This is a genomic window from Neisseria benedictiae, assembly GCF_958267435.1.
Lineage (GTDB): Bacteria > Pseudomonadota > Gammaproteobacteria > Burkholderiales > Neisseriaceae > Neisseria > Neisseria bergeri.
This window is the reverse complement of sequence record NZ_CATQFV010000053.1, coordinates 30,444-54,577: the sequence shown is the minus strand read 5'-3', so window position 1 is coordinate 54,577 and position 24,134 is coordinate 30,444. Positions and strand designations below refer to the sequence as shown.

Genomic DNA, 24,134 nt, shown 5'->3' with positions numbered 1-24,134 from the left:
TTTCAGACGGCCTATTTGCCTGATTAGCCTTTACGGGCTTCAGTTACAGCAGCAGCTATGTGGGCAGGAGCTTCAGAATATTTCTTGAACTCCATAGAGTAAGTAGCGCGGCCTTGGGTTGCAGAACGCAGGTCGGTCGAGTAACCGAACATTTCTGCCAGAGGTACTTCGGCACGGACTTTCTTACCGCCGATACCGTCATCATCCATACCCAATACAACACCGCGACGGCGGTTCAAGTCGCCCATTACGTCGCCCATGTATTCTTCCGGGGTTTCCACTTCAACTGCCATAATCGGCTCAAGCAGGGCAGGATTGGCTTTACGCATACCTTCTTTGAAGGCTTGGGAAGCAGCCAATTCGAAGGCCAGTTGAGAAGAGTCGACATCGTGTGAAGAACCGAAAATCAAACGTACGCGCACGTCAACAACTGGGTAACCGGCAACGATACCATTAGGCAAAGTATCGCGGATACCTTTATCGACAGATGGAATGAATTCGCGAGGAATCACACCACCTTTAATTTCATCGATAAATTCGTAGCCTGCACCACCCGGTTCCATAGGTTCCATTTTAATCACAACGTGACCGTATTGACCTTTACCACCGGATTGTTTGGCGTGTTTGTATTCAGCTTCAACTTCTTTACGGATGGTTTCGCGGTAAGCCACTTGAGGCGCACCGATATTCGCTTCCACACCGAATTCACGTTTCATACGGTCTACAATAATTTCCAAGTGCAGCTCACCCATACCGGAAATAATGGTTTGACCGGACTCTTCGTCTGTACGGACACGGAAAGAAGGGTCTTCTTTAGCCAGACGGTTCAGGGCAATACCCATTTTCTCTTGGTCGGCTTTGGTTTTCGGCTCAACGGCAATATGGATTACCGGCTCAGGGAATTCCATGCGTTCCAAGATGATTGGTGCGCTTTCAGCACACAGGGTTTCACCGGTAGTAACGTCTTTCAGACCGATAGCAGCGGCGATGTCGCCAGCGCGTACTTCTTCGATTTCAGTACGGTCTGCAGCAGTCATTTGTACCAAACGGCCGATACGTTCACGAGTACCTTTTACTGGGTTCAATACGGTATCACCGGATTTCACAACGCCAGAGTAAACGCGGATAAAGGTCAATTGACCAACGTATTTGTCGTTCAACATTTTGAACGCCAATGCAGAGAATTTCTCTTCATCGCTGGCTTGACGGCTGTCGGCTTCTTCAGTGTTAGGATTAACACCTTGAACCGGAGGAATATCGGTAGGAGCAGGCAGCAATTCTACAACTGCGTCCAACATACGTTGAACACCTTTGTTTTTAAATGCAGAACCACACAACATCGGTTGGATTTCACCTGCCAGAGTACGTTGACGCAATGCACCTACGATTTCTTCCTCGGTCAGCTCATCGCCACCCAAGTATTTGTCCATCAATTCTTCGCTGGCTTCTGCTGCGGCTTCAATCATGTTTTGACGCCATTCCTCGGCAGTTTCAACCAATTCGGCGGGAATGTCGCCATAAGTAAAGGTCGTACCTTTATCGGCCTCATTCCAAATGATGGATTTCATTTTCAGCAGATCAACAACACCGGTGAAACTGTCTTCTGCACCAACTGGGATTACGATAGGTACAGGGTTTGCGCGCAAACGGGTTTTCATTTGCTCGACAACGCGGAAGAAGTTGGCACCTTGACGGTCCATCTTATTTACAAACGCCAAGCGCGGCACTTGGTATTTGTTGGCTTGCCGCCATACGGTTTCGGATTGAGGTTGAACACCACCCACCGCGCAGTAAACCATTACCGCACCATCCAATACACGCATAGAACGCTCTACCTCTACGGTAAAGTCAACGTGTCCCGGGGTGTCGATGATGTTGAAGCGGTGTTCAGGGAATTGTTTCGCCATACCAGACCAGTAGGAAGTTACGGCAGCAGAGGTAATGGTAATACCGCGCTCTTGCTCTTGTTCCATGTAGTCGGTAGTAGCCGCACCGTCATGCACTTCGCCTAATTTGTGGGTCAAACCGGTATAGAACAAAATACGTTCTGTGGTAGTGGTTTTACCCGCATCGATATGGGCGGAAATACCGATGTTGCGGTACAGGCTGATCGGGGTCTTACGAGCCATTTTATTAGCCTTTCAAAATTAGAAACGGAAGTGAGAGAATGCTTTGTTGGCTTCAGCCATGCGGTGTACTTCTTCACGTTTTTTCAACGCACCGCCGCGACCTTCGGACGCATCAATCAACTCGCCTGCCAAACGCAGGTCCATTGATTTCTCACCACGTTTACGGGCCGCATCGCGAACCCAGCGCATTGCAAGAGCCAGACGGCGTGAAGGACGAACCTCAACAGGAACTTGGTAGTTTGCACCACCTACACGGCGGCTTTTCACTTCCACGATAGGTTTGGCGTTTGCAATGGCTTCGTTGAATACTTCGATTGCTGCTTTGCCGGTTTTTTTCTCGATTTGCTCCAACGCACCGTAAACGATACGCTCGGCAACAGATTTTTTACCGTCAATCATCAATACGTTCATGAATTTAGTCAGCTCGACGCTGCCGAATTTAGGATCAGGCAACACATCGCGCTTGGGGACTTCTCTACGTCTTGGCATTTTAATTTCCTTTAATCTATTCAGTCGGGTCAATTCCCATGAATACCTAATAGAGTATTCACTTACTCGGCCGTTGTTCAGCTTAGGCGGCCGACGTGCCTATTTAAGTCCCTGTAATTATTTAGGACGCTTAGCACCGTATTTAGAACGGGCTTGTTTACGGTCTTTAACACCTGCAGTATCCAAGGAACCGCGTACAGTGTGGTAACGTACACCCGGCAAGTCTTTTACACGACCGCCGCGAATCAGTACGACGCTGTGCTCTTGCAGGTTGTGACCTTCACCGCCGATGTATGAAATCACTTCAAAACCGTTGGTCAGGCGAACTTTACATACTTTACGCAATGCAGAGTTAGGTTTTTTAGGGGTAGTCGTGTATACACGGGTGCATACGCCGCGTTTTTGCGGGCAGGCTTCCAGTGCAGGCACTTTGTTTACGTACACGGGCTTTTGACGGCCTTTGCGTACCAATTGGTTGATAGTTGGCATATTTTCTCGTCCTGTTGAGTTAAATACTTGCCGACACCATGTCGGCAAGAGTGGAATTATATTTTTATTGCAAGAGTTTAGTCAAGCAAACGGTAGAGAAAAGTTGGTATTTTGTATTTACTAAGAACTATTTAGCAACTAAGGTCGTCTGAAATGGATAAAGAGTTCTCAAACTCTGCGCTCCCTATTTCAAACGACCTTTATCAAAAATGAGTCGGTTCGCAACTCTTTGGAGCCACCCTTCCTACCGCACTTTTCACAACAACCCTGACAAGCCACACAGGTCGTCTGAAAAAGAAAACCGCAAGCTGTGTTGGCTTGCGGTTTTCTTTCAAACAAATATCCTACGGATTATTCATCTGCTGCTTCGATTTCGGAAGTTTCTTGCTCCGCTTCTTGCCATTGCTGGCGGCGGCTGCGGTGGTAGGTCAAACCGGTACCGGCAGGAATCAGACGACCTACAATTACGTTCTCTTTCAGGCCGCGCAACTCGTCTTGTTTGCCCATGATGGCGGCTTCAGTCAGAACGCGGGTCGTCTCTTGGAACGATGCGGCAGAAATGAAGCTGTCGGTTGACAAGGAGGCTTTGGTAATACCCAACAATACGTTTTCGTAACGTGCCGGTTCTTTGCCTTCTTCCAAAGCTTTTTCATTGGCTGTCATGACATCACCGCGTTCGACTTGCTCACCGGTAATGAATTCGGTTTCACCTGAATCGACAATATTCACACGACGCAGCATCTGACGGATGATGACTTCGATGTGTTTATCGGAAATCTTCACACCTTGCAGACGGTAAACCTCTTGCACTTCTTGAACGATATAACGCGCCAGTGCTTCGATACCTTGCAAACGCAGAATATCATGCGGATCAACAGCTCCGTCCACGATGGTTTCACCGCGGTTTACCACTTGACCGTCATGCACCAGAATTTGTTTCTCTTTAGAAATCAAAGTCTCGTATGCTACGCCGTCTACATCAGTGATAATCAGACGCTGTTTGCCTTTAGTCTCTTTACCGAATGAAACGGTACCGGTGATTTCTGCCAACATACCTGCATCTTTCGGCACGCGTGCTTCAAACAACTCGGCAACGCGTGGCAGACCACCGGTAATGTCGCGGGTTTTGGAAGAGGCTTGCGGGATACGCGCCAATACGTCGCCTTTACCGATTTCCTGACCTTCGCGTACGGTAATCACCGCACCAACGGGGAATGCCATCGAAACCGGAGTGGACGTACCGGGAATACAGATTTCCACGCCGTTTTCATCCAACAATTTTACAGTCGGACGCAGCAGTTTGGATGCGCTGCCGGAGCGGCGTTTACCGTCAATCACCACCAAAGTGGACAAACCGGTTACATCGTCAGTTTGTTTGGCAACGGTTACGCCCTCTTCCACGTTCTCGAATTTCACCATACCTGCGTGTTCGGTAATCATCGGACGGGTATGCGGATCCCAGGTTGCCAACGTTTGACCGGCTTTGATGGCTTCACCGTCTTGAACCATCAAGATAGCACCGTAAGGCACTTTGTGGCGCTCACGTTCACGGCCGATGTCATCATGGATAACGACTTCGCAAGAGCGACCGATGACAACCAATTCGCCTTTATTGTTGGCAACATAACGCATTTGGCTGCTGAATCGTGCCGTACCGTTGGATTTGGCTTCAACTTGGCTGGCTGCTGCCGCACGGGATGCCGCACCACCGATGTGGAACGTACGCATGGTCAACTGAGTACCCGGCTCACCGATAGACTGAGCGGCAATTACGCCGACTGCCTCACCGGCATTGACCAGTTTGCCGCGTGCCAAGTCGCGACCATAACAGTGCGCACACAAGCCATGGCGGGTTTTACAAGTAATCGGTGTACGGACTTTGACTTCATCGACACCGGATTGGTCAATCATATCCACCAGTTTTTCAGTCAACAACGTGCCTGCTTCAACCAATGTTTCGCCACTTGACGGATCAACAACGTCAGACGCGGTAACACGACCCAAAATACGATCGCGCAATGCTTCAATCACATCACCGCCTTGTACCACTGCCTTCATGACAAAGCCGTCTGAAGTACCGCAATCGTCTTCAACAACGACCAAATCTTGAGTTACGTCTACCAGACGACGGGTCAGGTAACCGGAGTTCGCGGTTTTCAATGCGGTATCCGCCAAACCCTTACGCGCACCGTGAGTCGCAATAAAGTATTGCAATACGGTCAAACCTTCGCGGAAGTTTGAGGTAATCGGCGTTTCAATAATCGAGCCGTCAGGTTTGGCCATCAAACCACGCATACCGGACAACTGTTTAATCTGAGCCGCAGAACCACGAGCACCAGAGTCAGCCATCATGTAAATAGAGTTGAAGGATTCTTGGTCAACTTCGTTGCCGTCACGGTCGACGACTTTTTGTTTGGACAAGTTATCCATCATCGCTTTAGCGATTTTATCGCCGGCACGACCCCAAATATCGACCACTTTGTTGTAACGTTCGCCGTTGGTTACCAAACCTTGACGGTATTGGTCTTCGATTTCTTTAACTTCGGCATTAGCTTCAGCCAGCAAGGCTGCTTTTTCTTTCGGAATTTCCATATCGTCAACCGCAATGGAAATACCGCCTTTTGCCGCAAAACCGAAACCGGTGTACATCAGGTGGTCAGCAAAGATAACCGTATCGCGCAAGCCGCACAGACGGAATGATGCGTTAATCAGTTTAGAAATTTCTTTTTTCTTCAGCGCTTTGTTGATGTACTCGAACGGCAGGCCTTTAGGCAAGATTTCGCTCAACAATGCACGGCCGACGGTTGTTTCATAACGGTTAACGACAGGCTCAAACTCACCTGCTTCGTTTTTCACCCATTCACGCAGACGTACGGTAATTTTCGTACCCAGTTCAACCTGTTTGGTATGGTATGCACGATGCACTTCTTTCACATCAGCAAACAGGCTGCCTTCGCCTTTGGCATTGATACGGTCGCGGGTCATGTAGTACAGACCCAATACGATATCTTGAGAAGGTACGATAATTGGTTCGCCGTTGGCTGGAGACAATACGTTGTTTGAAGCCAGCATCAGGGTGCGCGCTTCCATTTGCGCTTCCAAGCTCAATGGAACGTGTACCGCCATTTGGTCACCGTCAAAGTCGGCGTTAAATGCGGCACACACCAATGGGTGCAACTGAATGGCTTTACCTTCAATCAGGATAGGTTCAAACGCTTGAATACCCAAACGGTGCAGGGTCGGCGCACGGTTCAGCATAATCGGATGTTCGCGAATGACTTCTTCCAAGATGTCCCATACTTCAGGTACTTCTTGTTCTACCAATTTTTTCGCTGCTTTAACGGTGGAAGCCAGACCTTGTTTTTCCAGTTTATGGAAAATGAACGGTTTGAACAGTTCCAACGCCATTTTTTTCGGCAGACCGCATTGGTGCAGGCGCAGGTATGGGCCTACGGTAATCACGGAACGACCTGAATAGTCCACACGTTTACCCAGCAGGTTTTGACGGAAACGGCCGCCTTTACCTTTAATCATATCTGCCAATGATTTCAACGGACGTTTGTTGGCACCGGTCATGGCTTTACCGCGACGGCCGTTATCCAACAGAGAGTCAACTGCTTCTTGCAACATACGTTTTTCGTTGCGGACGATAATGTCGGGCGCATGCAGTTCCAACAGACGTTTCAGACGGTTGTTGCGGTTGATGACGCGGCGGTACAAATCGTTCAAATCGGAAGTGGCAAAACGACCGCCATCCAACGGAACCAACGGACGCAGATCAGGTGGCAATACTGGCAGCACATCCATAATCATCCATTCCAGTTTCATACCGGAACGGTGGAAGGCTTCCAATACTTTCAAACGTTTGGCGATTTTTTTAATTTTGGTATCAGAACCGGTCGACTCAAGCTCTTGGCGCAGGATTTCGATTTCGCCTGCCACATCCAAGGTGCGCAACAATTCGCGGATACCTTCCGCACCCATTTTGGCATCGAAATCGTCGCCGTATTCGTCCAGTTTGTTGTAGTAATCGTCTTCAGTCAGCAATTGACGACGTTGCAACGGAGTCATACCGGGATCGGTTACCACAAATGCTTCAAAGTACAATACGCGTTCGATGTCGCGCAAAGTCATGTCCAGTACCATACCCAAGCGGGAAGGCAAGGATTTTAAGAACCAAATGTGTGCGACGGGTGCTGCCAATTCAATGTGGCCCATGCGTTCGCGGCGCACTTTGGACAGAGTCACTTCTACGCCACATTTTTCACAGGTTACGCCTTTAAATTTCAAGCGTTTGTATTTACCGCACAAACATTCATAGTCTTTGACTGGGCCAAAGATTTTAGCGCAGAACAAACCGTCGCGCTCAGGTTTGAACGTACGGTAGTTGATGGTTTCAGGTTTTTTAACTTCGCCGTAAGACCATGAGCGGATGGTTTCGGGAGAGGCAATACCGATTTTGATGGCATCAAACTCTTCTTCCATGCCGGCAGTTTGCAACGGATTAAATAAGTTCAACAAATTCATTTTTGCTCCTTAAAGGAAGTATTTTTACCGCGTGGCGGATTTTCGATATTTGGAAACAGTACGTTGCGGTTTCAGACGACCTGATATGTTCAGATTCCGATTCATTCTTATTCTGCAACCGCTTTTTCAGACGACCTAAAGAGGTCGTCTGAAAACTTCTGTTTAGTAACGTTCCAAATCGATATCCAAGCCCAATGAGCGAATCTCTTTAACCAATACGTTGAAGGACTCAGGCATACCGGCATCGATTTTGTGTTCGCCTTTAACGATATTTTCGTACATTTTGGTACGGCCGTTCACATCGTCAGACTTCACAGTCAACATCTCTTGCAGCGTGTAGGCTGCGCCGTATGCTTCCAGTGCCCAAACCTCCATCTCGCCGAAACGTTGACCGCCGAATTGGGCTTTACCGCCCAGAGGCTGCTGGGTAACCAGACTGTATGGACCGGTAGAACGGGCATGCATTTTTTCGTCAACCAAGTGGTGCAGTTTCAGATAGTGCATCACACCGACTGTAACCTTGCGGTCAAATGCTTCGCCTGAACGGCCGTCATACAGCGTAATTTGGGTCTTGCTGTCGTTAAAGCCCAGTTTTTCAACCTCAGGATCGTCGCTCGGATAAGCCAAGTTCAACATTTCGCGGATTTCAGACTCTTTCGCACCGTCGAATACAGGAGAGGCGAAAGATGCACCTTTACGCAGATTGGAAGCCAATTCGATGATTTCTTCATCTGTCAGGCTGTCCAAATCTTCTTTCTTACCGCTGCCGTTGTAGAGTTTGTTCAAGAACTCGCGCAACTCGCCTGCTTTGCGTTGCTCTTTCAGCATACGGTCGATGCGTTCGCCGATACCTTTTGCCGCCCAACCCAAGTGAACTTCCAAAATCTGACCGATGTTCATACGGGAAGGTACGCCCAATGGGTTCAGTACGATGTCCACAGGACGACCGTCCGCCATGTACGGCATGTCTTCCACAGGCAGAATGCGCGATACCACACCTTTGTTACCGTGGCGACCCGCCATTTTGTCACCGGCTTGCAGACGGCGTTTGATGGCGATAAAGACTTTCACCATTTTTTGTACGCCAGGCTGCAATTCGTCGCCTTGGGTCAGTTTTTTCTTCTTAATTTCGTACAACTCGTCCGCTTCTTCGCGTTTTTGTTGCAGGCTCACTTTAATCAGTTCCAACTGCTTGGCCAAATCTTCATCGGTCAGACGGATATCGAACCAATCGTGTCTGCTCGGCAGACCCGCCAGATATTCGGTCGTGATTTCGCTGCCTTTGGCCAGCTTCATCGGACCGCCGTTGGCTTTCTGACCGACAATCATACGCTCGATACGGTCGAATGCGTCGTTGTCAAAAATACGCAATTGGTCGTTCAAATCCAAACGGTAGCGTTTCAATTCGGAATCGATAATGGATTGGGCGCGTTTGTCGCGTTGGATGCCTTCGCGGGTAAAGACTTGAACGTCGATAACCGTACCGCTCATACCGGTAGGCATACGCAGCGAAGTGTCTTTCACGTCGGATGCTTTTTCGCCGAAGATGGCGCGCAGCAGTTTTTCTTCCGGCGTCAGCTGGGTTTCGCCTTTAGGCGTTACTTTGCCTACCAACACATCGCCGGCTTCTACTTCCGCACCGATGTAAACGATACCGGATTCGTCCAAACGGTTTTGCATACGCTCGGACAAGTTCGGAATATCGCGGGTAATGTCTTCCGCACCCAGCTTGGTATCGCGGGCAACGACATTCAATTCCTCAATGTGAATCGAAGTATAGCGGTCGTCCGCAGCCACTTTTTCGGAAATCAGAATCGAGTCTTCGTAGTTGTAACCGTTCCACGGCATGAAGGCGATGGTCATATTCTGACCCAAAGCCAATTCACCCAAATCGGTGGACGCGCCGTCGGCCACCAAATCGCCGCGCTGCAACACATCTCCGGCTTTGACGGCCGGACGTTGGTTGATGTTGGTAGATTGGTTGGAACGGGTGAATTTGACCAAGTTGTAAATATCGACACCCACTTCGCCGGCAGTCGCTTCGTCGTCATGGACACGGATCACAACGCGGTTGGCATCGACATACTCGACCACGCCGCCTCGGCGGGCAACGATTGCAGTAGCAGAGTCAACGGCAACGGAACGCTCGATACCGGTACCGACCATCGGTTTTTCAGGACGCAGGCAAGGCACTGCCTGACGTTGCATATTCGCACCCATCAATGCGCGGTTCGCGTCATCGTGTTCCAAGAACGGAATCAGGGATGCCGCAACGGATACCACCTGGCCGGTTGCCACGTCCATATATTGAACGCGGTCAGGCGTTGCCATAATGGTTTCGCCTTTTTCACGACAAGTAACCAAGTCGCCAATCAGATTGCCGTCTTTGTCCAAATCGGCATTCGCCTGTGCAATCACATAGCGGCCTTCTTCGATGGCAGACAAGTAATCGATTTCCTCGGTTACTTTGCCGTCGATAACGCGACGGTAAGGCGTTTCCAAGAAACCGTAATCATTGGTACGCGCGTAAACGGACAATGAGTTGATCAAACCGATGTTCGGACCTTCAGGCGTTTCAATCGGACATACGCGGCCGTAGTGGGTCGGATGCACGTCCCGCACCTCGAAGCCTGCACGTTCGCGGGTCAAACCGCCCGGACCCAATGCGGATACACGGCGTTTATGGGTTACTTCAGACAAGGGATTGGTCTGATCCATAAACTGACTCAATTGGCTGGAGCCGAAGAATTCTTTGATGGCGGCAGAAACAGGTTTCGCATTAATCAAGTCGTGCGGCATCAAGTTTTCGGATTCCGCCTGATTCAAACGCTCTTTAACGGCACGTTCCACACGGGCCAAACCGCTGCGGAATTGGTTTTCAGTCAACTCACCCACAGAACGAACACGACGATTACCCAAGTGGTCAATATCGTCTACTTCGCCATGACCGTTACGCAGCTCGACCAAAGTCGCAATCGAGGCGACAATATCTTCGACGCTCAGGACATAGCCGCCTTTTTCGGCAGCACCGGCAAACGTTTCGTTCAACAGGCGGCCGTACCAAGAGTTTTGTTGCGCTTCGGACAGTTTTTGTTCGTATGTGCGCGTATTAAATTTCATACGGCCTACGCGGGACAAATCGTAGCTGTCTTCACTGAAGAACAAGCGGTTAAACAATTGCTCGACCGCCTCTTCGGTAGGCGGTTCGCCCGGACGCATCATACGGTAAATCGCGACACGCGCCGCCTGCCGGCCGGCAGTCTCATCCGTGCGCAAAGTGTTGGAGATATAAGCACCCTGATCCAGCTCATTGATATAAAGGGTCGTAATTTCTTTTACGCCGTTGATATCAAATTTGGCCAACAACTCTTCTGTAATTTCATCATTGGCAGAAGCCAATACCTCGCCGGTTTCCGAATCAATCAAATCGGCAGCCAATGCTTTGCCCAGCAGGCTTTCCGGTTCTACATCCAAACGGGTCAGGCCTGCATTGGCAATATCACGGATATTTTTCGCAGTAATGCGCTTACCTTTGGCAACCAATACGTTGCCTTCTTTATCCAAGATATCGACTTTGGCAGTTTCGCCTTTCAGACGGCCTGCGACCAAATCGGTTTGAACACCGTTTGAAGACAAATAGAACGTTTCTTTGTCGTAGAAAATATCCAAGATTTGCTCATTGCCGTAGCCCAAAGCCTTCAACAAAATCGTTACCGGCATTTTACGGCGGCGGTCGATACGGAAATACAGCAAATCTTTCGGGTCAAATTCAAAATCCAACCATGAACCGCGGTAGGGAATGATACGGGCTGAGAATAACAACTTGCCGGAAGAGTGCGTCTTACCTTTGTCATGCTCGAAAAACACGCCGGGCGAACGGTGCAACTGGGAAACAATCACACGCTCTGTGCCGTTAATCACAAAAGAACCGCTCGGGGTCATCAACGGAATTTCACCCATATACACTTCGTTTTCACGAACTTCTTTTACCGTCGGTTTAGATGCTTCCTTATCCAAAATCACCAAACGGATACGCGCGCGCAAGGGGGCTGCATAAGTGATTCCGCGCAACTGACATTCAGGAATATCGAACAAAGGCTCGCCCAATGTGTAATGCACAAACTCCAATCGCGCATAACCGTTATGGCTCACAATCGGGAAAATAGAATTAAATGCCGCCTGCAGACCGTCATCGGTACGTTTGTCAAAAGCATTTTCCAGTTGCAAAAATTTCGCATAAGAATCAATTTGGGTTGCCAGCAGGAAAGGAACTTCCAAAACATTTTCCCGCTTTGCAAAACTCTTACGGATACGTTTTTTCTCGGTAAACGAATAGCTCATATACACTCCGAAAAGCAATTTTCAATAATAGGCCGTCTGAAAACAACGGTACGCATCAATCTGATATTTACATTTATTTGCAATGATTTGATAAAGACTATGCAAATAAATGTAAACAATACTTAATGCTTATTTTAAGAAGCAAAATAAGGCTGGCAGAAAACTGCCAGCCTTCATAAGAAGCATCAAATTATTTGATTTCGACTTTAGCGCCAGCTTCTTCCAGTTGTTTTTGGATGTCTTCAGCTTCAGCTTTAGAAACACCCTCTTTAATGGTTTTAGGTGCGCCGTCAACGATGTCTTTAGCTTCTTTCAGACCCAAACCGGTAATTGCGCGGACTACTTTAATCACGCCGACTTTTTGATCGCCGGCAGAAGCCAATACTACGTCAAACTCAGTTTTTTCTTCAGCGGCAGCAGCAGGACCAGCAGAACTTGCAACAGCAACAGCAGCAGCAGAAACGCCGAATTTTTCTTCAAAAGCTTTAACCAAGTCGTTTAATTCCATTACGGTCAAAGAACCAACGGCTTCCAAAATGTCTTCTTTAGTAATAGCCATGCTATTTATACTCCAAATATTGTATTAAAAAATAATTGATTAAATGAAACAAAATCGATTAAGCGGCTTCTTCGCCGGCTTTTTTCTCTGCCAAAGCAGCCAAACCGCGCGCAAAGCCAGATACAGGGGCTTGCATAACGAACAACAGTTTGGACAACAGCTCTTCGCGACTTGGAATAGAAGCCAACTCAGCAACCTGAGCAGCGTTCATTACTTCGCCATTGTAAGAACCGGCTTTAACGACAATTTTGTCATCTTTTTTCGCGAATTGGTGCAGCACTTTAGCGGCAGCAACAGCATCTTCAGAAGCAGCGTAAACCAACGGACCGACCATTTGATCGGCCAATTCTGCGAATGAAGTACCTTTCACCGCGCGACGAGCCAGAGTATTTTTCAGAACGCGCAAGTAAACGCCTTCTTTACGCGCATTCGCACGAAGCTCAGTCATACTGGAAACACTGATACCGCGATATTCAGCGACTACGAGGGTTTGAGCGTTAGCAATTGCCGCGCTAATTTCCTCGACTGCCACTTTCTTGGTTTCAATATTGAGACTCAAGGTCTACCTCCCACTGTTTATAAACAGGATACCGAAACGATATCCCACCAGCGCGGTAACCTAAAAAGACATCTTACAAGCAATCTTGCAATGTGTTTCAGGACTACCGTCTGCGTAGGGCAGTTACGATTAAATCTTACGATCCCTACGGTCTTGGACATCTACTTAATTTTAAGTAGCCCAAATTCAGGTAATCCAAAAGACCGGATTACCTGAAAATTTCTTAGTTGTTCACGCTTGCAGTATCAACGCGAACACCCAAACCCATAGTGCTGGATACAGCAACTTTTTTCAGGTACTGACCTTTAGCAGCAGCAGGTTTGGCTTTAACGATAGCATCCAGCAACGCATTGAAGTTTTCTTTCAAGTCAGCTTCAGCGAAAGAAGCACGACCGATGGTTGCATGAACAATACCGGCTTTATCTGTACGGTATTGTACTTGACCTGCTTTTGCATTTTTAACTGCTTCAGCAACGTTAGGAGTAACCGTACCTACTTTAGGGTTCGGCATCAGACCACGAGGACCCAAAATAGTACCCAACTGACCAACAATACGCATTGCATCAGGAGAAGCAATAACAACGTCAAAGTTCAAGTTACCGGCTTTAATTTCAGCTGCCAGATCTTCAAAACCGACAATATCCGCACCAGCTTCTTTAGCAGCATCTGCATTTGCACCTTGAGTAAATACAGCCACACGGGTTGTTTTACCGGTACCTTTGGGCAGAACAACTGAACCACGGATAACTTGGTCAGATTTACGAGGATCAACACCCAAGTTGAAAGATACATCGACAGATTCGTCAAATTTAGCAGTAGCAGCTTTTTTAACCAAAGCAATTGCTTCGTCGATTGCGTACAGTTTGTTAGCTTCAACAGAAGAGCGCAGAGCTTTCAAGCGTTTAGATACTTTAGCCATTATACAACACCCTCCACATCCAAACCCATTGAGCGAGCAGAGCCGGCAATAGTACGGACAGCCGCATCCAAATCAGCAGCAGTCAAATCAGGCTCTTTAGTTTTAGCAATTTCTTCCAACTGGGCGCGGGTCAGTTTGCCCACTTTGTTAGTCAGAGGATTAGAACTACCTTTTTGCAAACCGGCAGCTTTTTTCAACAAAATAGAAGCCGGCGGGGTTTTCATCACAAAAGTGAATGATTTATCTGCAAATGCAGTAATAACAACCGGAATCGGCAAACCAGGTTCCATACCTTGGGTTGCAGCATTAAATGCCTTACAAAATTCCATAATATTCAGACCACGTTGACCCAAGGCAGGACCAACTGGGGGAGATGGATTGGCTTTACCTGCAGGAATTTGCAGTTTGATGTAGCCGATAATTTTCTTTGCCACTTTTATAGGACTCCTAGAAACGGGTATAACGCGGAACCATTTCCGCTCCCCAAATTAATTTTTAATTTTATCGTTTTAATACTTATTTTTCAAGTATAAAATTAGTTAATCTTCTCAACCTGCCCAAACTCCAGCTCGACAGGCGTTTCACGACCAAATATCTGAACAGATACACGCAACTTGTTCCGCTCATAATTAACTTCATCTACAACACCATTAAAATCAGCAAACGGCCCCTCATTCACACGTATCTGCTGACCGACTTCAAACTCAACTTTTGGTTTGGGTTTCTCAGATCCCGTTTGAACCTGTTGCAAAATAATTTCAGCTTCTCTTTGACTGATAGGCATGGGTTTATTGGCCGTTCCTCCGATAAACCCGGAAACACGGGGCGTACTCTTTACAAGATACCAAGAGTCATCTGTCATTTCCATTTCCACCAATACATACCCCGGATATGACTTCCTTTCACTAATAGTCTTACGACCATTGCGAATATCAACAACTTTCTCTACAGGTACCAAGATTTGTCCGAAATAATCTCCCATCTCTTCACGGGCAATTCGCTCTTCCAATGTTCGTTGGACATTCTTCTCAAACCCCGAATACGCCTGTACAACATACCATTTTTTCGACATCTCAACCTTCCCTTCTCAGCAATACATCAAAAAATAACCATGAAATTGCTGTATCTGCCGCATAGATGAATATGGAAAGCACAGCAACAAACACTATAACAAATACAGTCATTCTGACAGCATCTTCACGCTTAGGCCAAACCACCTTTTTGAATTCGGACCAAGAGTTTGAGAAATATGCAAAAAAACCCTCCTTACCGGGATTAGATGCAGATTCTTTACCTTGAACAACCGGCTGATCCACTTTAACGTTCTTTTTTTCAGGCGTATGCTCTGTCATATTATTTATCCATCATAGCATCTGTCTATTCTCAATCCATGCAAATGGCAAGAGAGTTTACTAAATAACAAATACAAAAAAATTAACCGACACAAGGCCGGTTAATTTTTTATTTGGCAGGCCAAGAGGGTCTCGAACCCCCAACCCTCGGTTTTGGAGACCGATACTCTACCAATTGAGCTATTGGCCTCTAAACTTAAGCAATTACAGAAGAAACCACGCCGGCACCCACGGTACGGCCGCCTTCGCGAATCGCAAAGCGCAAACCCTCTTCCATAGCGATAGGCGCAATCAGTTCTACGGTAATGGTTACGTTCTCACCGGGCATTACCATTTCCACGCCTTCTTCCAAAGTAACCGCACCGGTTACGTCGGTGGTACGGAAGTAGAATTGCGGACGGTAGTTGGCGAAGAACGGGGTATGGCGGCCGCCCTCTTCTTTGCTCAATACGTACACTTCTGCTTTGAACTTGGTGTGCGGAGTGATGGTACCCGGTTTGGCCAATACCTGACCGCGTTCCACTTCTTCACGTTTGGTACCGCGCAGCAATACGCCTACGTTGTCGCCTGCCTGACCTTCGTCCAGCAGTTTGCGGAACATCTCGACACCGGTACAGGTGGTTTTTTGGGTTTCTTTCAGACCGACGATTTCGATCTCGTCGCCAACGTGGATGACACCGCGCTCTACACGGCCGGTTACTACGGTACCGCGGCCGGAGATGGAGAATACGTCTTCGATAGGCAGCAGGAACGGTTTGTCCACGGCACGCTCGGGAGTCGGGATGTAGCTGTCCAATGCGGCAGCCAGTTCGAAGATTTTTTCTTCATAACCAGCGTCACCTTCCAAAGCTTTCAGTGCGGAACCTTGTACGATTGGGCAGTCGTCGCCTGGGAAGTCGTAGCTGGACAGCAGGTCGCGGATTTCCATTTCAACCAGTTCCAACAGCTCGGCATCGTCGACCATATCGCATTTGTTCATGAATACGATGATGTAAGGTACGCCTACTTGGCGGGCCAACAGGATGTGTTCGCGGGTTTGCGGCATAGGGCCGTCGGCGGCGGAACATACCAAAATCGCGCCGTCCATTTGTGCGGCACCGGTAATCATGTTTTTAACGTAGTCGGCGTGACCCGGGCAGTCTACGTGTGCGTAGTGGCGGGTTTCGGTTTCGTATTCTACGTGTGAGGTATTGATGGTAATACCGCGGGCTTTTTCTTCGGGGGCGTTGTCGATTTGGTCGTAAGCTTTTGCAGCACCGCCGAATTTTTTAGCCAAAATAGTAGTCAAAGCAGCAGTCAGGGTGGTTTTACCATGGTCAACGTGACCGATGGTGCCAACGTTTACGTGCGGTTTGCTACGTTCGAATTTTTCCTTAGCCATGGCAATTTCCTATAAGCTTTTAAAAAAGGATGGTTGAATCAGATGGTGCCCATGGGCAGATTTGAACTGCCGACCTCTCCCTTACCAAGGGAGTGCTCTACCCCTGAGCTACATGGGCCTAATTGTTTGGAGCGGGTGAAGGGAATCGAACCCTCACCGTAAGCTTGGAAGGCTTCTGCTCTACCATTGAGCTACACCCGCATTACTCGCTACTGCCCCAAGTAAGAATTTTGGTGGAGGGAGAAGGATTCGAACCTTCGAAGCTTTCGCAACAGATTTACAGTCTGCCCCCTTTGGCCGCTCGGGAATCCCTCCAAAAGAGAACGCTAGTTTATTAGCGGCTTGCTTTTCCGTCAAGTTTTTTTTTGATTTTATTTCAAAACAGACATAATTTGATGTTTTAAAGAAGAATTTATTTAAACTGGATAATCTTTTCGTATTTCGCCATCAACTCGTCATGCGTTTCGGGATGTTCTTCGTCAATCAGGATGCAGTCCACCGGGCAAACCTGCTGGCACTGCGGTTCATCGTAGTGTCCGACGCACTGCGTGCAGAGGTTGGGGTTGATTTCGTAAATTTCCTCGCCTTGCGAGATGGCATCATTGGGGCATTCGGGTTCGCATACGTCGCAGTTGATGCACTCGTCGGTAATAAAAAGCGACATTTCTTTTCCTTTTACACTAAATTATCAAAACCGGTCGGGCGCGGATTATAGCACAAGGTTTTTTTGAACCGGACGGTTGCAAACGAATGTTTACAACTCGGAAATGATTATCAAAGCGCATATTATTCAGCCACTTGGAAAACCCTTAATTCAAATGTACTCTGCCCCGATTTCCCCTCTCTATATTCCGTCAGCCAATCGGGAATATCCGGCAGCGTACCCGCCTCGAGATAGACGAATGCCTCGGAGTTCAGGCACGGCTTCAAGGCATCGAACAGGATTTGCCAGTCCTGCCATGCAAACGGCGGGTCGAGAAAGACGACATCAAACTGTTCGGATGCGGTCTTCAAATATGCGATGCCGTCTGAAAAGACGATTTGCACCTGCCTCAAACCCAGTTCGCGACTGTTTTTCTGCAAGGTCTGCACGGTTTGGCGGTTGTTATCCGAAATCAGCACGCGTTTGGCGTTGCGCGAAGCGGCTTCCATACCGAGTGCGCCGCTGCCTCCGAAGAGATCCAAAACCGTTTTACCCGTCAAATCCTGTCCCAGCCAGTTAAACAGCTTTTCACGCACGCTGTCGGGTGTCGGACGCAGACCGTCGGCGGATGCAAAACTCAATTTCCTGCCCCGACATTGCCCGCCGATAATGCGTACCCGGTTGCTGTGTTTGGTATGTTTACCTGCCGCCATAATCAAAAACCTGTAAGTTCAAACAGTATTATACAAGACCTGTCAAAGAATATGCCGTCTGAAAACTTTTTTCAGACGGCATATCTGTTTAAACGGTTTCGGTCAGCTTGCGGAGCAGCTCGATTTCTTTGTCTTTTTGTTCCAACATCTCTTTGTAGTGTTTCAATTCCATTTTTAACAAATCCAGCTTTACCGATGCATCCTGAGCGGTATAGATTGCAAATTCCCCACTGTTGGTATCCACATCGTTAATCTACAACACCATCCCGCCGCCGCCCGATTTGAGCAAGTCCCACATATCGATTTTGAAAATCTGAGCCAACTGCTCCAAACGCGGGATATTTAACTGCGTTTCGCCCCGTTCGATTTTGGCATACCCGCCTGCCGACATCGCCAGCTTTTCCGCCATATCCTCCTGGGACCATTTATTCAATTCGCGCATCAGGCGGATTTTTTCGTGGGTTTCCATAAGCTGAACTTTCTGTATAGATGGTTGAATTATTGGGATAGATTTTAAACTTCTTCTGGCTGGTTAGGCAATTAACTATTAGATAAGATTTTTTCCTTTTTACAAAAAAAGGGAAAACATGGAATTCCTATCTCTTCACCCTTGGTGGTCTTTTTTTATTATATTAACTATTATCCTTAGCTATATTGGATTCTGTGCACATCTCCACATTCAAAATAGGGCAGTTTTCTTTTATAGCTATCGGGATGTAACTATTATTTTCTTGACACCTGTCATCCTCATCGCTCTAAGTTATTTAATTAAAAATAAAGAAATCCTGTCAGCTTGTATCTTATGTATAACTCTTATTGCATTTTCATGGGCATGGATTATAACCTATCGATCTAATACTAAAAGGTTTTTTCTTTCCTTATTGATAGTATGGGGAAAATTGTTATTAAGTACTATTGTTTGGGCAATTCTCGCCATATCACTTGGCTTAGCTGTAATAACAGGGAACAGCAAGCGTAAAAAATATGAACGACGTGACCGTCATGCTGAACGTAATGAAAAAGCTTTTATAGGTGCGCTATTAGTAGGTTTCGAATTATCAAGAAATTTATTGAATTTATGTTGCCTACACAAGGATTTTTCCACCCCATCTAAAAACATTGAAGTCAATCGCTCTTAAATTTTAAAAGGAAGAGTTCATGATGAAGGATTTGAATTTGAGCAACAGTCTGTTCAAAGGCTACAATGACAAACATGGTTTAATGATTTGTGGGTATGAATGGGGTTGGAGTAAAGCCGATGAGGCTGCTTATGTAGCAGGTGAATACAAACTCCCTGAAAACAAAATCGACCATACATTTGCAAACAAATCCCTCTATTTCGGAGAGCAGGCAAAAAAGTGGCGTTACGACAATACGATAAAAAATTGGTTTGAAATGTGGGGACACCCCTTAGACGAAAATGGATTGGGCGGTGCATTTGAAAAATCCCTGGTTCAAACCAACTGGGCTGCTACACAGGGCAACACTATCGACAATCCAGACAAGTTCACACAACCCGAGCACATCGATAATTTTCTCTACCACATCGAAAAACTGCGTCCGAAAGTCATCCTCTTCATGGGCAGCAGGTTGGCGGATTTTCTGAACAACCAAAATGTACTGCCACGCTTCGAGCAGTTGGTCGGTAAGCAGACCAAACCGCTGGAGACGGTGCAAAAAGAATTTGACGGTACACGTTTCAATGTCAAATTCCAATCGTTTGAAGATTGCGAAGTCGTCTGCTTTCCCCATCCCAGTGCCAGTCGCGGTCTATCTTACGATTACATCGCCTTGTTTGCGCCTGAAATGAACCGGATTTTATCGGACTTTAAAACGACACGCGGATTCAAATAAACCAATCACAGAAAAGTAAAGGTCGTCTGAAAATTTTTCAGACGACCTTTTCTCTTTCAAACCAACCTAATCTCACTCTTTCGGTGCAGGCGGTTCGATTTGTTCTTTCCAGCCGCATTCTTTTTGCGGGCAGACTTTTTCCACTCCCCAGCGTTTGGTGGTTTTGATGGTCAAGACCGGCCAATGGCAGTTCGGGCATTCTTCGGCGACGGGCGGGTTCCAGGTGGCGTAGTTGCAGTCAGGATAGGTGCTGCAACTGTAAAACAGTTTGCCGTAGCGGGATTTGCGCTCGACGAGGTTGCCTTTTTTACATTGCGGGCATTGGACGCCGGTGTCTTTCGGTTTTTCCAGCGGCTCAACGTGTTTGCATTTAGGGTAGTTGGCGCAGCCAATGAATTTGCTGCCGGTACGGCTGTATTTGTACACCAGCCGTCCGCCGCATTTGGGGCATTCGCGCCCGTCGAGTTCGGCCTGTTCGGCTTCCGCTTTGGCGATGCGCTCGGCTGCTTCTTCGGCGGTTTCGTTGACGTTGCGCGTGTAGCTGCATTCAGGATAGCCGGCACACGCAACGAAACGGCCCATTTTGCCGAATTTGATTTGCAGTTTGTGTTCGCCGCATTTCGGGCAGGTTTCGTCGAGTTCCTGAGTGGTGAATTTGGCGCGTTCGATGCCTTCTTTTTCTTCCACTTGCTTGATGAACGGTTTCCAGAATTTGTCCATCACGGGAATCCAGCGGCGTTTGCCGTCGGCGATTTCGTCGAGCTGGTCTTCGAGTTTGGCGGTGAAGTGGTAGTCGACGTATTGGGCGAAGTGTTCGGTCAAGAATTTGTTGACGATGTCGCCTGTGTCGGTGGGCATGAAGCGTTTTTGCTCAAGGGTAACGTATTCGCGGTCTTTGAGCGTGGAGATGATGCTGGCGTAGGTCGAGGGGCGGCCGATGCCGTATTCTTCGAGGGCTTTAACCAATGTAGCTTCGTTGTAGCGCGGCGGCGGGGTGGTGAAGTGTTGCTCGCCGTAGAGTTTGTCTACGGGCAATTTATCGCCTTCGCTCATTTCGGGCAGTTTTTTGCTGTCTTCGCTCTCTTCGTCGTCGCTGCTTTCTTCATAAACGCTCAAAAAGCCTGCGAAAGTTTGCACTTGTCCGGTTACGCGGAACACGCCTTTGCCGACGGTAATATCGACGGTGGTTTGGTCAAATTTGGCGGGCGTCATCTGACAGGCGACGGTGCGCTGCCAAATCATTTGATACAGTTTGAACTGGTCTGCGCTCAGGAAGGGTTTGACGCTTTCAGGCGTGCGGTACACGGAAGTCGGACGGATGGCTTCGTGCGCTTCTTGGGCGTTTTTGGATTTGGTTTTGTATTGTTTGGCGGCACTCGGCAGATATTCTTTGCCGATTTTGTTTTCGATGTAATGGCGGATTTCGGTTAAGGCTTCATCCGCCAAGTTCACGCTGTCGGTACGCATATAGGTAATCAGACCGATCGCGCCCTGCCCTACGTCTATACCTTCGTAAAGCTGCTGGGCGGTACGCATCGTGCGGTCGGTGGTGAAGCCGAGTTTGCGCACGGCATCCTGCTGCATGGTAGAAGTGGTGAACGGCGCGGCGGGATTGCGGCTGCGCTTTTTCTTTTCGATGGCGGTAACGACTGCCTCTTTGCCTTCGAGTTCTTTCAATACATCGGCTTGCGCGGCTTCGTTCGACAGGTCGAATTGTTCGAGTTTCGCGCCGTTGTATTGGGCGAGTTTGGCGGTGAACTTGCTGCGGCCTTTGTGGCTGTCGAGATGTACCGTCCAATACTCCTGCGCTTCAAACGCGCGGATTTCGTTTTCGCGTTCGCAAATCAGGCGCAAAGCGGGACTTTGCACACGGCCCGCGCTCAAACCGCGCCGGATTTTTTTCCACAGCAACGGCGAGAGGTTGAAACCGACCAGATAGTCCAAAGCGCGGCGGGCTTGTTGCGCATCGACCAAGTCCATTTCGATTTCGCGCGGATGGGCGACGGCATCGAGGACGGCGTTTTTGGTGATTTCGTGGAACACGACACGCTGCGGCTTGATGTTTTTCAAGCCGCGTTTGGATTTGAGGATTTCCAAAAGATGCCAGGAAATGGCTTCGCCTTCCCTATCCGGGTCGGTGGCGAGGTAGATGTTTTCAGCTTCTTTGGCACCGGCGACGATGGCATCGACGTGTTTGCCGTTGCGGCTGATGAGTTGGTATTTCATCGCAAAGCCGTTGTCGGGATTGACCGCGCCGCTTTTGGGGACGAGGTCGCGGACATGTCCGTAGGACGCGAGGATTTCAAAATCGCCGCCCAAATATTTTTTCAGGGTTTTGGCTTTGGACGGGGATTCGACGATTAAGAGGTTTTTCGCCATTGTTGTTCTCTGGATGGTGGTTTTGATGCCGGCGTTTCAGACGGCCCCGGACGGGCCGTCTGAAGCCGCTTCAGTTCATCGTAGGTTTGTTGTCGAGTAAAAGCGCGCTCATCAGCTCGTCGCCGACCAACACGGGCAGCTCGCTCTTGTTTGCCCATAAAAGCAGCAGGGTCAGCACTTTGGCGGTATCTACGGTAATTTCGTCGCCGGGGATGTGCATCAGCGCGTGGATGATGATTTCCCGCTGTTCGCAGCTTACGGCTTTTTCTTCAATCAGATACTGCATCAGCCCCATCACTTCCTGCGGCAGGTTGTCGGTTTCTTCTTTGCTGTACACGCGCAATGCGCCGCTGTCGGCGGGTTCGGCGGAAAATTCCGAGCTGTTGAGCAATACTTCCATCATCATCAGGGTGTTGCCGATTTCCATGGTATCGAAACCCGCTTCTTCGAGCAGCATACCCAAATCTTCGGGCGGCGGACAGGTATCGAAATCTTGGAAATGTTCGATGAGGTAGGCGATGACTTCGGTCATTCGTGTTCCTTAATATAAAGTGCGTTCAAGTTCGGATACGCTGGTATCTGCCGCCGGGCATGGCGGCAATGCTGCCGTCCAGTTCCAATTCCAACAGTTCGGCGTATAAGTCTGCGGCAGACATACCCAACTGCTCGGCAAGCACATCGGGATGAACCGGGTCGAAACCCATTTTATCCAGTATGCCGCCGCCGGCCGCCCCTTCAGACGGCATTTTTGCGGCTGGCGGCGGGGCGTATGCCGTCTGAACGGCGCGGCGGCCCGTGTCGGGCGTATCCTTATTTATAGAATATGATGAAGCACCCGTATTTTGCAATAGCCCCGGGCATTCGTTCAGGATGTCGTCCAAACATTCCGTCAGTTTCGCACCATCTTTAATCAGTTTGTGGCAGCCTTTGCTGTGGGGGTTGTCTATCGAACCGGGTACCGCCATGACTTCGCGCCCCATTTCTGCCGCCAAACCGGCGGTAATCAGCGAACCGGATTCCAAGGCGGCCTCAACCACCAGAGTAACCTGCGACAGCGCGGCAATCAGGCGGTTGCGGCGCGGAAAGTTGCCGGCATACGGGCGCGTGCCGATGGGGAACTCGCTGACAATCAGTCCTTTTTCGGCGATTTCATAGGCAAGGTTTTTATTGGACGGCGGATAAATGCGGTCTATGCCCGTCCCCCACACGGCGATGGTGCCGCCTTCTGCCTCCAGTGCGCCCTGATGGGCGGCGGTATCGATGCCCGAAGCCATACCCGACACAACGGGAATACCTTTCCCAGCCAACGCCCTGCCGAAATCTTTGGCAATCCGCATGGCCTGCGGCGTGGCATAGCGGCTGCCGACGATGGCGGCGGAAGGCTTGTGCAGCAGCCGCACGTTGCCGCGCAAAAACAAAACCGGCGGCGCGGTCAGCCCCTGCGTCAGCATTTCGGGGAAATCTTCATCCTGAAGCAGCATCAGGCGGCATCCGTCCCGCATTTCCCATTCCAACGCCGCTTCTGCCGCCTGGCGCGCCAAAGCGCGTTTTTCCGCATTGCGCCAAGCCTCAAGCGCGTGCTTATGCCGCACCGCCGGGGCAACCTGTTCCGCCGGTGCGGACAAGGCATTTTGCGCGCTGCCGAAACGGCGCATCAGCAGCAGGAAACTTTCCGCGCCGATATAGGGCGTAAACGCCAATTGCAGCCACGCGAAACGTTCGTCCTCTGTCATAAAATCCGTCCCCTTACGATTTCAGACGGCATTTGCACCAAATGCCGTCTGAAAACAGAAGCCCGCA

Annotated in this window: 19 protein-coding genes, 4 tRNA genes and 1 pseudogene; 2 read left to right on the top strand and 22 right to left on the bottom strand. The window is 48.8% G+C overall.

Features of this window, described 5'->3' with window-relative positions:
* Positions 1-23: 23 nt before the first annotated feature.
* From fusA to Q3O12_RS06030, 19 genes and pseudogenes are all read right to left on the bottom strand, one after another.
* Complete coding sequence (gene fusA / locus Q3O12_RS06120; RefSeq protein WP_301669751.1) at positions 24-2,129, bottom strand: elongation factor G; 2,106 nt, start codon at positions 2,127-2,129, stop codon at positions 24-26.
* Positions 2,130-2,147: 18 nt separating this feature from the next.
* Positions 2,148-2,618: a 30S ribosomal protein S7 gene (gene rpsG, locus Q3O12_RS06115; RefSeq protein WP_003745196.1), complete on the bottom strand. Its 471-nt coding sequence runs from the start codon at positions 2,616-2,618 to the stop codon at positions 2,148-2,150.
* A gap of 117 nt (positions 2,619-2,735) precedes the next feature.
* On the bottom strand, positions 2,736-3,107 hold the full coding sequence (rpsL, locus tag Q3O12_RS06110) for a 30S ribosomal protein S12 (RefSeq protein ID WP_002218431.1): 372 nt from the start codon (positions 3,105-3,107) through the stop codon (positions 2,736-2,738).
* 351 nt (positions 3,108-3,458) lie between these two features.
* On the bottom strand, positions 3,459-7,634 hold the full coding sequence (gene rpoC, locus Q3O12_RS06105) for a DNA-directed RNA polymerase subunit beta' (protein WP_301669750.1): 4,176 nt from the start codon (positions 7,632-7,634) through the stop codon (positions 3,459-3,461).
* 162 nt (positions 7,635-7,796) lie between these two features.
* Positions 7,797-11,975 (bottom strand): DNA-directed RNA polymerase subunit beta, encoded by a 4,179-nt coding sequence (gene rpoB, locus Q3O12_RS06100; RefSeq protein ID WP_301669749.1) that lies wholly within the window; start codon positions 11,973-11,975, stop codon positions 7,797-7,799.
* A 190-nt stretch (positions 11,976-12,165) separates the two neighbouring features.
* Complete coding sequence (gene rplL / locus Q3O12_RS06095; RefSeq protein ID WP_003711144.1) at positions 12,166-12,534, bottom strand: 50S ribosomal protein L7/L12; 369 nt, start codon at positions 12,532-12,534, stop codon at positions 12,166-12,168.
* Positions 12,535-12,592: 58 nt separating this feature from the next.
* Positions 12,593-13,093, bottom strand: a complete 501-nt coding sequence (gene rplJ / locus Q3O12_RS06090; protein WP_003711143.1) for a 50S ribosomal protein L10 — start codon at positions 13,091-13,093, stop codon at positions 12,593-12,595.
* A 223-nt stretch (positions 13,094-13,316) separates the two neighbouring features.
* A complete protein-coding gene (gene rplA / locus Q3O12_RS06085) occupies positions 13,317-14,012 on the bottom strand; it encodes a 50S ribosomal protein L1 (RefSeq protein ID WP_003677918.1) in 696 nt (231 codons plus the stop codon).
* The gene (rplK, locus tag Q3O12_RS06080; RefSeq protein WP_002220151.1) at positions 14,012-14,446 is read right to left on the bottom strand and encodes a 50S ribosomal protein L11; all 435 of its coding nucleotides are present in this window, start codon (positions 14,444-14,446) and stop codon (positions 14,012-14,014) included. Before rplK ends, rplA begins: the two co-directional genes overlap by 1 nt.
* Before the next feature lie 101 nt (positions 14,447-14,547).
* Complete coding sequence (gene nusG, locus Q3O12_RS06075; RefSeq protein ID WP_003711142.1) at positions 14,548-15,084, bottom strand: transcription termination/antitermination protein NusG; 537 nt, start codon at positions 15,082-15,084, stop codon at positions 14,548-14,550.
* 1 nt (position 15,085) lies between these two features.
* Positions 15,086-15,364 carry a preprotein translocase subunit SecE gene (gene secE / locus Q3O12_RS06070; protein ID WP_003711141.1) on the bottom strand — a complete coding sequence of 93 codons (279 nt, stop codon included), beginning with the start codon at positions 15,362-15,364 and terminating at the stop codon, positions 15,086-15,088.
* Positions 15,365-15,478: 114 nt separating this feature from the next.
* Positions 15,479-15,554 (bottom strand) — tRNA-Trp (locus Q3O12_RS06065).
* Between the two features lie 6 nt (positions 15,555-15,560).
* The gene (tuf, locus tag Q3O12_RS06060; RefSeq protein WP_013448204.1) at positions 15,561-16,745 is read right to left on the bottom strand and encodes an elongation factor Tu; all 1,185 of its coding nucleotides are present in this window, start codon (positions 16,743-16,745) and stop codon (positions 15,561-15,563) included.
* 43 nt (positions 16,746-16,788) lie between these two features.
* Positions 16,789-16,863: transfer RNA gene (locus Q3O12_RS06055), tRNA-Thr, on the bottom strand.
* A 9-nt stretch (positions 16,864-16,872) separates the two neighbouring features.
* A tRNA-Gly gene (locus Q3O12_RS06050) sits at positions 16,873-16,946 on the bottom strand.
* A 30-nt stretch (positions 16,947-16,976) separates the two neighbouring features.
* Positions 16,977-17,060, bottom strand: a tRNA-Tyr gene (locus tag Q3O12_RS06045).
* A 97-nt stretch (positions 17,061-17,157) separates the two neighbouring features.
* Positions 17,158-17,409, bottom strand: a complete 252-nt coding sequence (locus Q3O12_RS06040) for a YfhL family 4Fe-4S dicluster ferredoxin (protein ID WP_002215364.1) — start codon at positions 17,407-17,409, stop codon at positions 17,158-17,160.
* 122 nt (positions 17,410-17,531) lie between these two features.
* Positions 17,532-18,101, bottom strand: coding sequence for a 16S rRNA (guanine(966)-N(2))-methyltransferase RsmD (gene rsmD / locus Q3O12_RS06035; RefSeq protein WP_301669748.1), 570 nt, complete (start codon positions 18,099-18,101; stop codon positions 17,532-17,534).
* An 88-nt stretch (positions 18,102-18,189) separates the two neighbouring features.
* A pseudogene (locus Q3O12_RS06030) lies at positions 18,190-18,570 on the bottom strand (helix-turn-helix domain-containing protein).
* 118 nt (positions 18,571-18,688) lie between these two features.
* Between Q3O12_RS06030 and Q3O12_RS06025 the strand changes: the two are divergent.
* The gene (locus Q3O12_RS06025) at positions 18,689-19,240 is read left to right on the top strand and encodes a hypothetical protein (RefSeq protein WP_002215355.1); all 552 of its coding nucleotides are present in this window, start codon (positions 18,689-18,691) and stop codon (positions 19,238-19,240) included.
* 19 nt (positions 19,241-19,259) lie between these two features.
* On the top strand, positions 19,260-19,955 hold the full coding sequence (locus Q3O12_RS06020; RefSeq protein WP_002216227.1) for a hypothetical protein: 696 nt from the start codon (positions 19,260-19,262) through the stop codon (positions 19,953-19,955).
* Positions 19,956-20,027: 72 nt separating this feature from the next.
* On the opposite strand, the gene topA is transcribed toward Q3O12_RS06020, so the two are convergent.
* The 3 genes from topA to dprA form a co-directional block, all read right to left on the bottom strand.
* Positions 20,028-22,334 carry a type I DNA topoisomerase gene (gene topA, locus Q3O12_RS06015; protein WP_301669747.1) on the bottom strand — a complete coding sequence of 769 codons (2,307 nt, stop codon included), beginning with the start codon at positions 22,332-22,334 and terminating at the stop codon, positions 20,028-20,030.
* A gap of 70 nt (positions 22,335-22,404) precedes the next feature.
* On the bottom strand, positions 22,405-22,866 hold the full coding sequence (locus tag Q3O12_RS06010) for a Smg family protein (protein ID WP_002215351.1): 462 nt from the start codon (positions 22,864-22,866) through the stop codon (positions 22,405-22,407).
* A 25-nt stretch (positions 22,867-22,891) separates the two neighbouring features.
* A complete protein-coding gene (dprA, locus tag Q3O12_RS06005) occupies positions 22,892-24,067 on the bottom strand; it encodes a DNA-processing protein DprA (RefSeq protein WP_301669746.1) in 1,176 nt (391 codons plus the stop codon).
* Positions 24,068-24,134 lie beyond the last annotated feature (67 nt).

What these genes read in the sequence shown, in the direction of transcription:
- fusA (WP_301669751.1), bottom strand. Translation starts at nt 2,129, where the DNA reads ATGGCTCGTAAGACCCCGATCAGCCTGTACCGCAACATCGGTATTTCC.
- rpsG (WP_003745196.1), bottom strand. Translation starts at nt 2,618, where the DNA reads ATGCCAAGACGTAGAGAAGTCCCCAAGCGCGATGTGTTGCCTGATCCT.
- rpsL (WP_002218431.1), bottom strand. Translation starts at nt 3,107, where the DNA reads ATGCCAACTATCAACCAATTGGTACGCAAAGGCCGTCAAAAGCCCGTG.
- rpoC (WP_301669750.1), bottom strand. Translation starts at nt 7,634, where the DNA reads ATGAATTTGTTGAACTTATTTAATCCGTTGCAAACTGCCGGCATGGAA.
- rpoB (WP_301669749.1), bottom strand. Translation starts at nt 11,975, where the DNA reads ATGAGCTATTCGTTTACCGAGAAAAAACGTATCCGTAAGAGTTTTGCA.
- rplL (WP_003711144.1), bottom strand. Translation starts at nt 12,534, where the DNA reads ATGGCTATTACTAAAGAAGACATTTTGGAAGCCGTTGGTTCTTTGACC.
- rplA (WP_003677918.1), bottom strand. Translation starts at nt 14,012, where the DNA reads ATGGCTAAAGTATCTAAACGCTTGAAAGCTCTGCGCTCTTCTGTTGAA.
- nusG (WP_003711142.1), bottom strand. Translation starts at nt 15,084, where the DNA reads ATGTCGAAAAAATGGTATGTTGTACAGGCGTATTCGGGGTTTGAGAAG.
- secE (WP_003711141.1), bottom strand. Translation starts at nt 15,364, where the DNA reads ATGACAGAGCATACGCCTGAAAAAAAGAACGTTAAAGTGGATCAGCCG.
- tuf (WP_013448204.1), bottom strand. Translation starts at nt 16,745, where the DNA reads ATGGCTAAGGAAAAATTCGAACGTAGCAAACCGCACGTAAACGTTGGC.
- Q3O12_RS06040 (WP_002215364.1), bottom strand. Translation starts at nt 17,409, where the DNA reads ATGTCGCTTTTTATTACCGACGAGTGCATCAACTGCGACGTATGCGAA.
- rsmD (WP_301669748.1), bottom strand. Translation starts at nt 18,101, where the DNA reads ATGGCGGCAGGTAAACATACCAAACACAGCAACCGGGTACGCATTATC.
- Q3O12_RS06025 (WP_002215355.1), top strand. Translation starts at nt 18,689, where the DNA reads ATGGAATTCCTATCTCTTCACCCTTGGTGGTCTTTTTTTATTATATTA.
- Q3O12_RS06020 (WP_002216227.1), top strand. Translation starts at nt 19,260, where the DNA reads ATGATGAAGGATTTGAATTTGAGCAACAGTCTGTTCAAAGGCTACAAT.
- topA (WP_301669747.1), bottom strand. Translation starts at nt 22,334, where the DNA reads ATGGCGAAAAACCTCTTAATCGTCGAATCCCCGTCCAAAGCCAAAACC.
- Q3O12_RS06010 (WP_002215351.1), bottom strand. Translation starts at nt 22,866, where the DNA reads ATGACCGAAGTCATCGCCTACCTCATCGAACATTTCCAAGATTTCGAT.
- dprA (WP_301669746.1), bottom strand. Translation starts at nt 24,067, where the DNA reads ATGACAGAGGACGAACGTTTCGCGTGGCTGCAATTGGCGTTTACGCCC.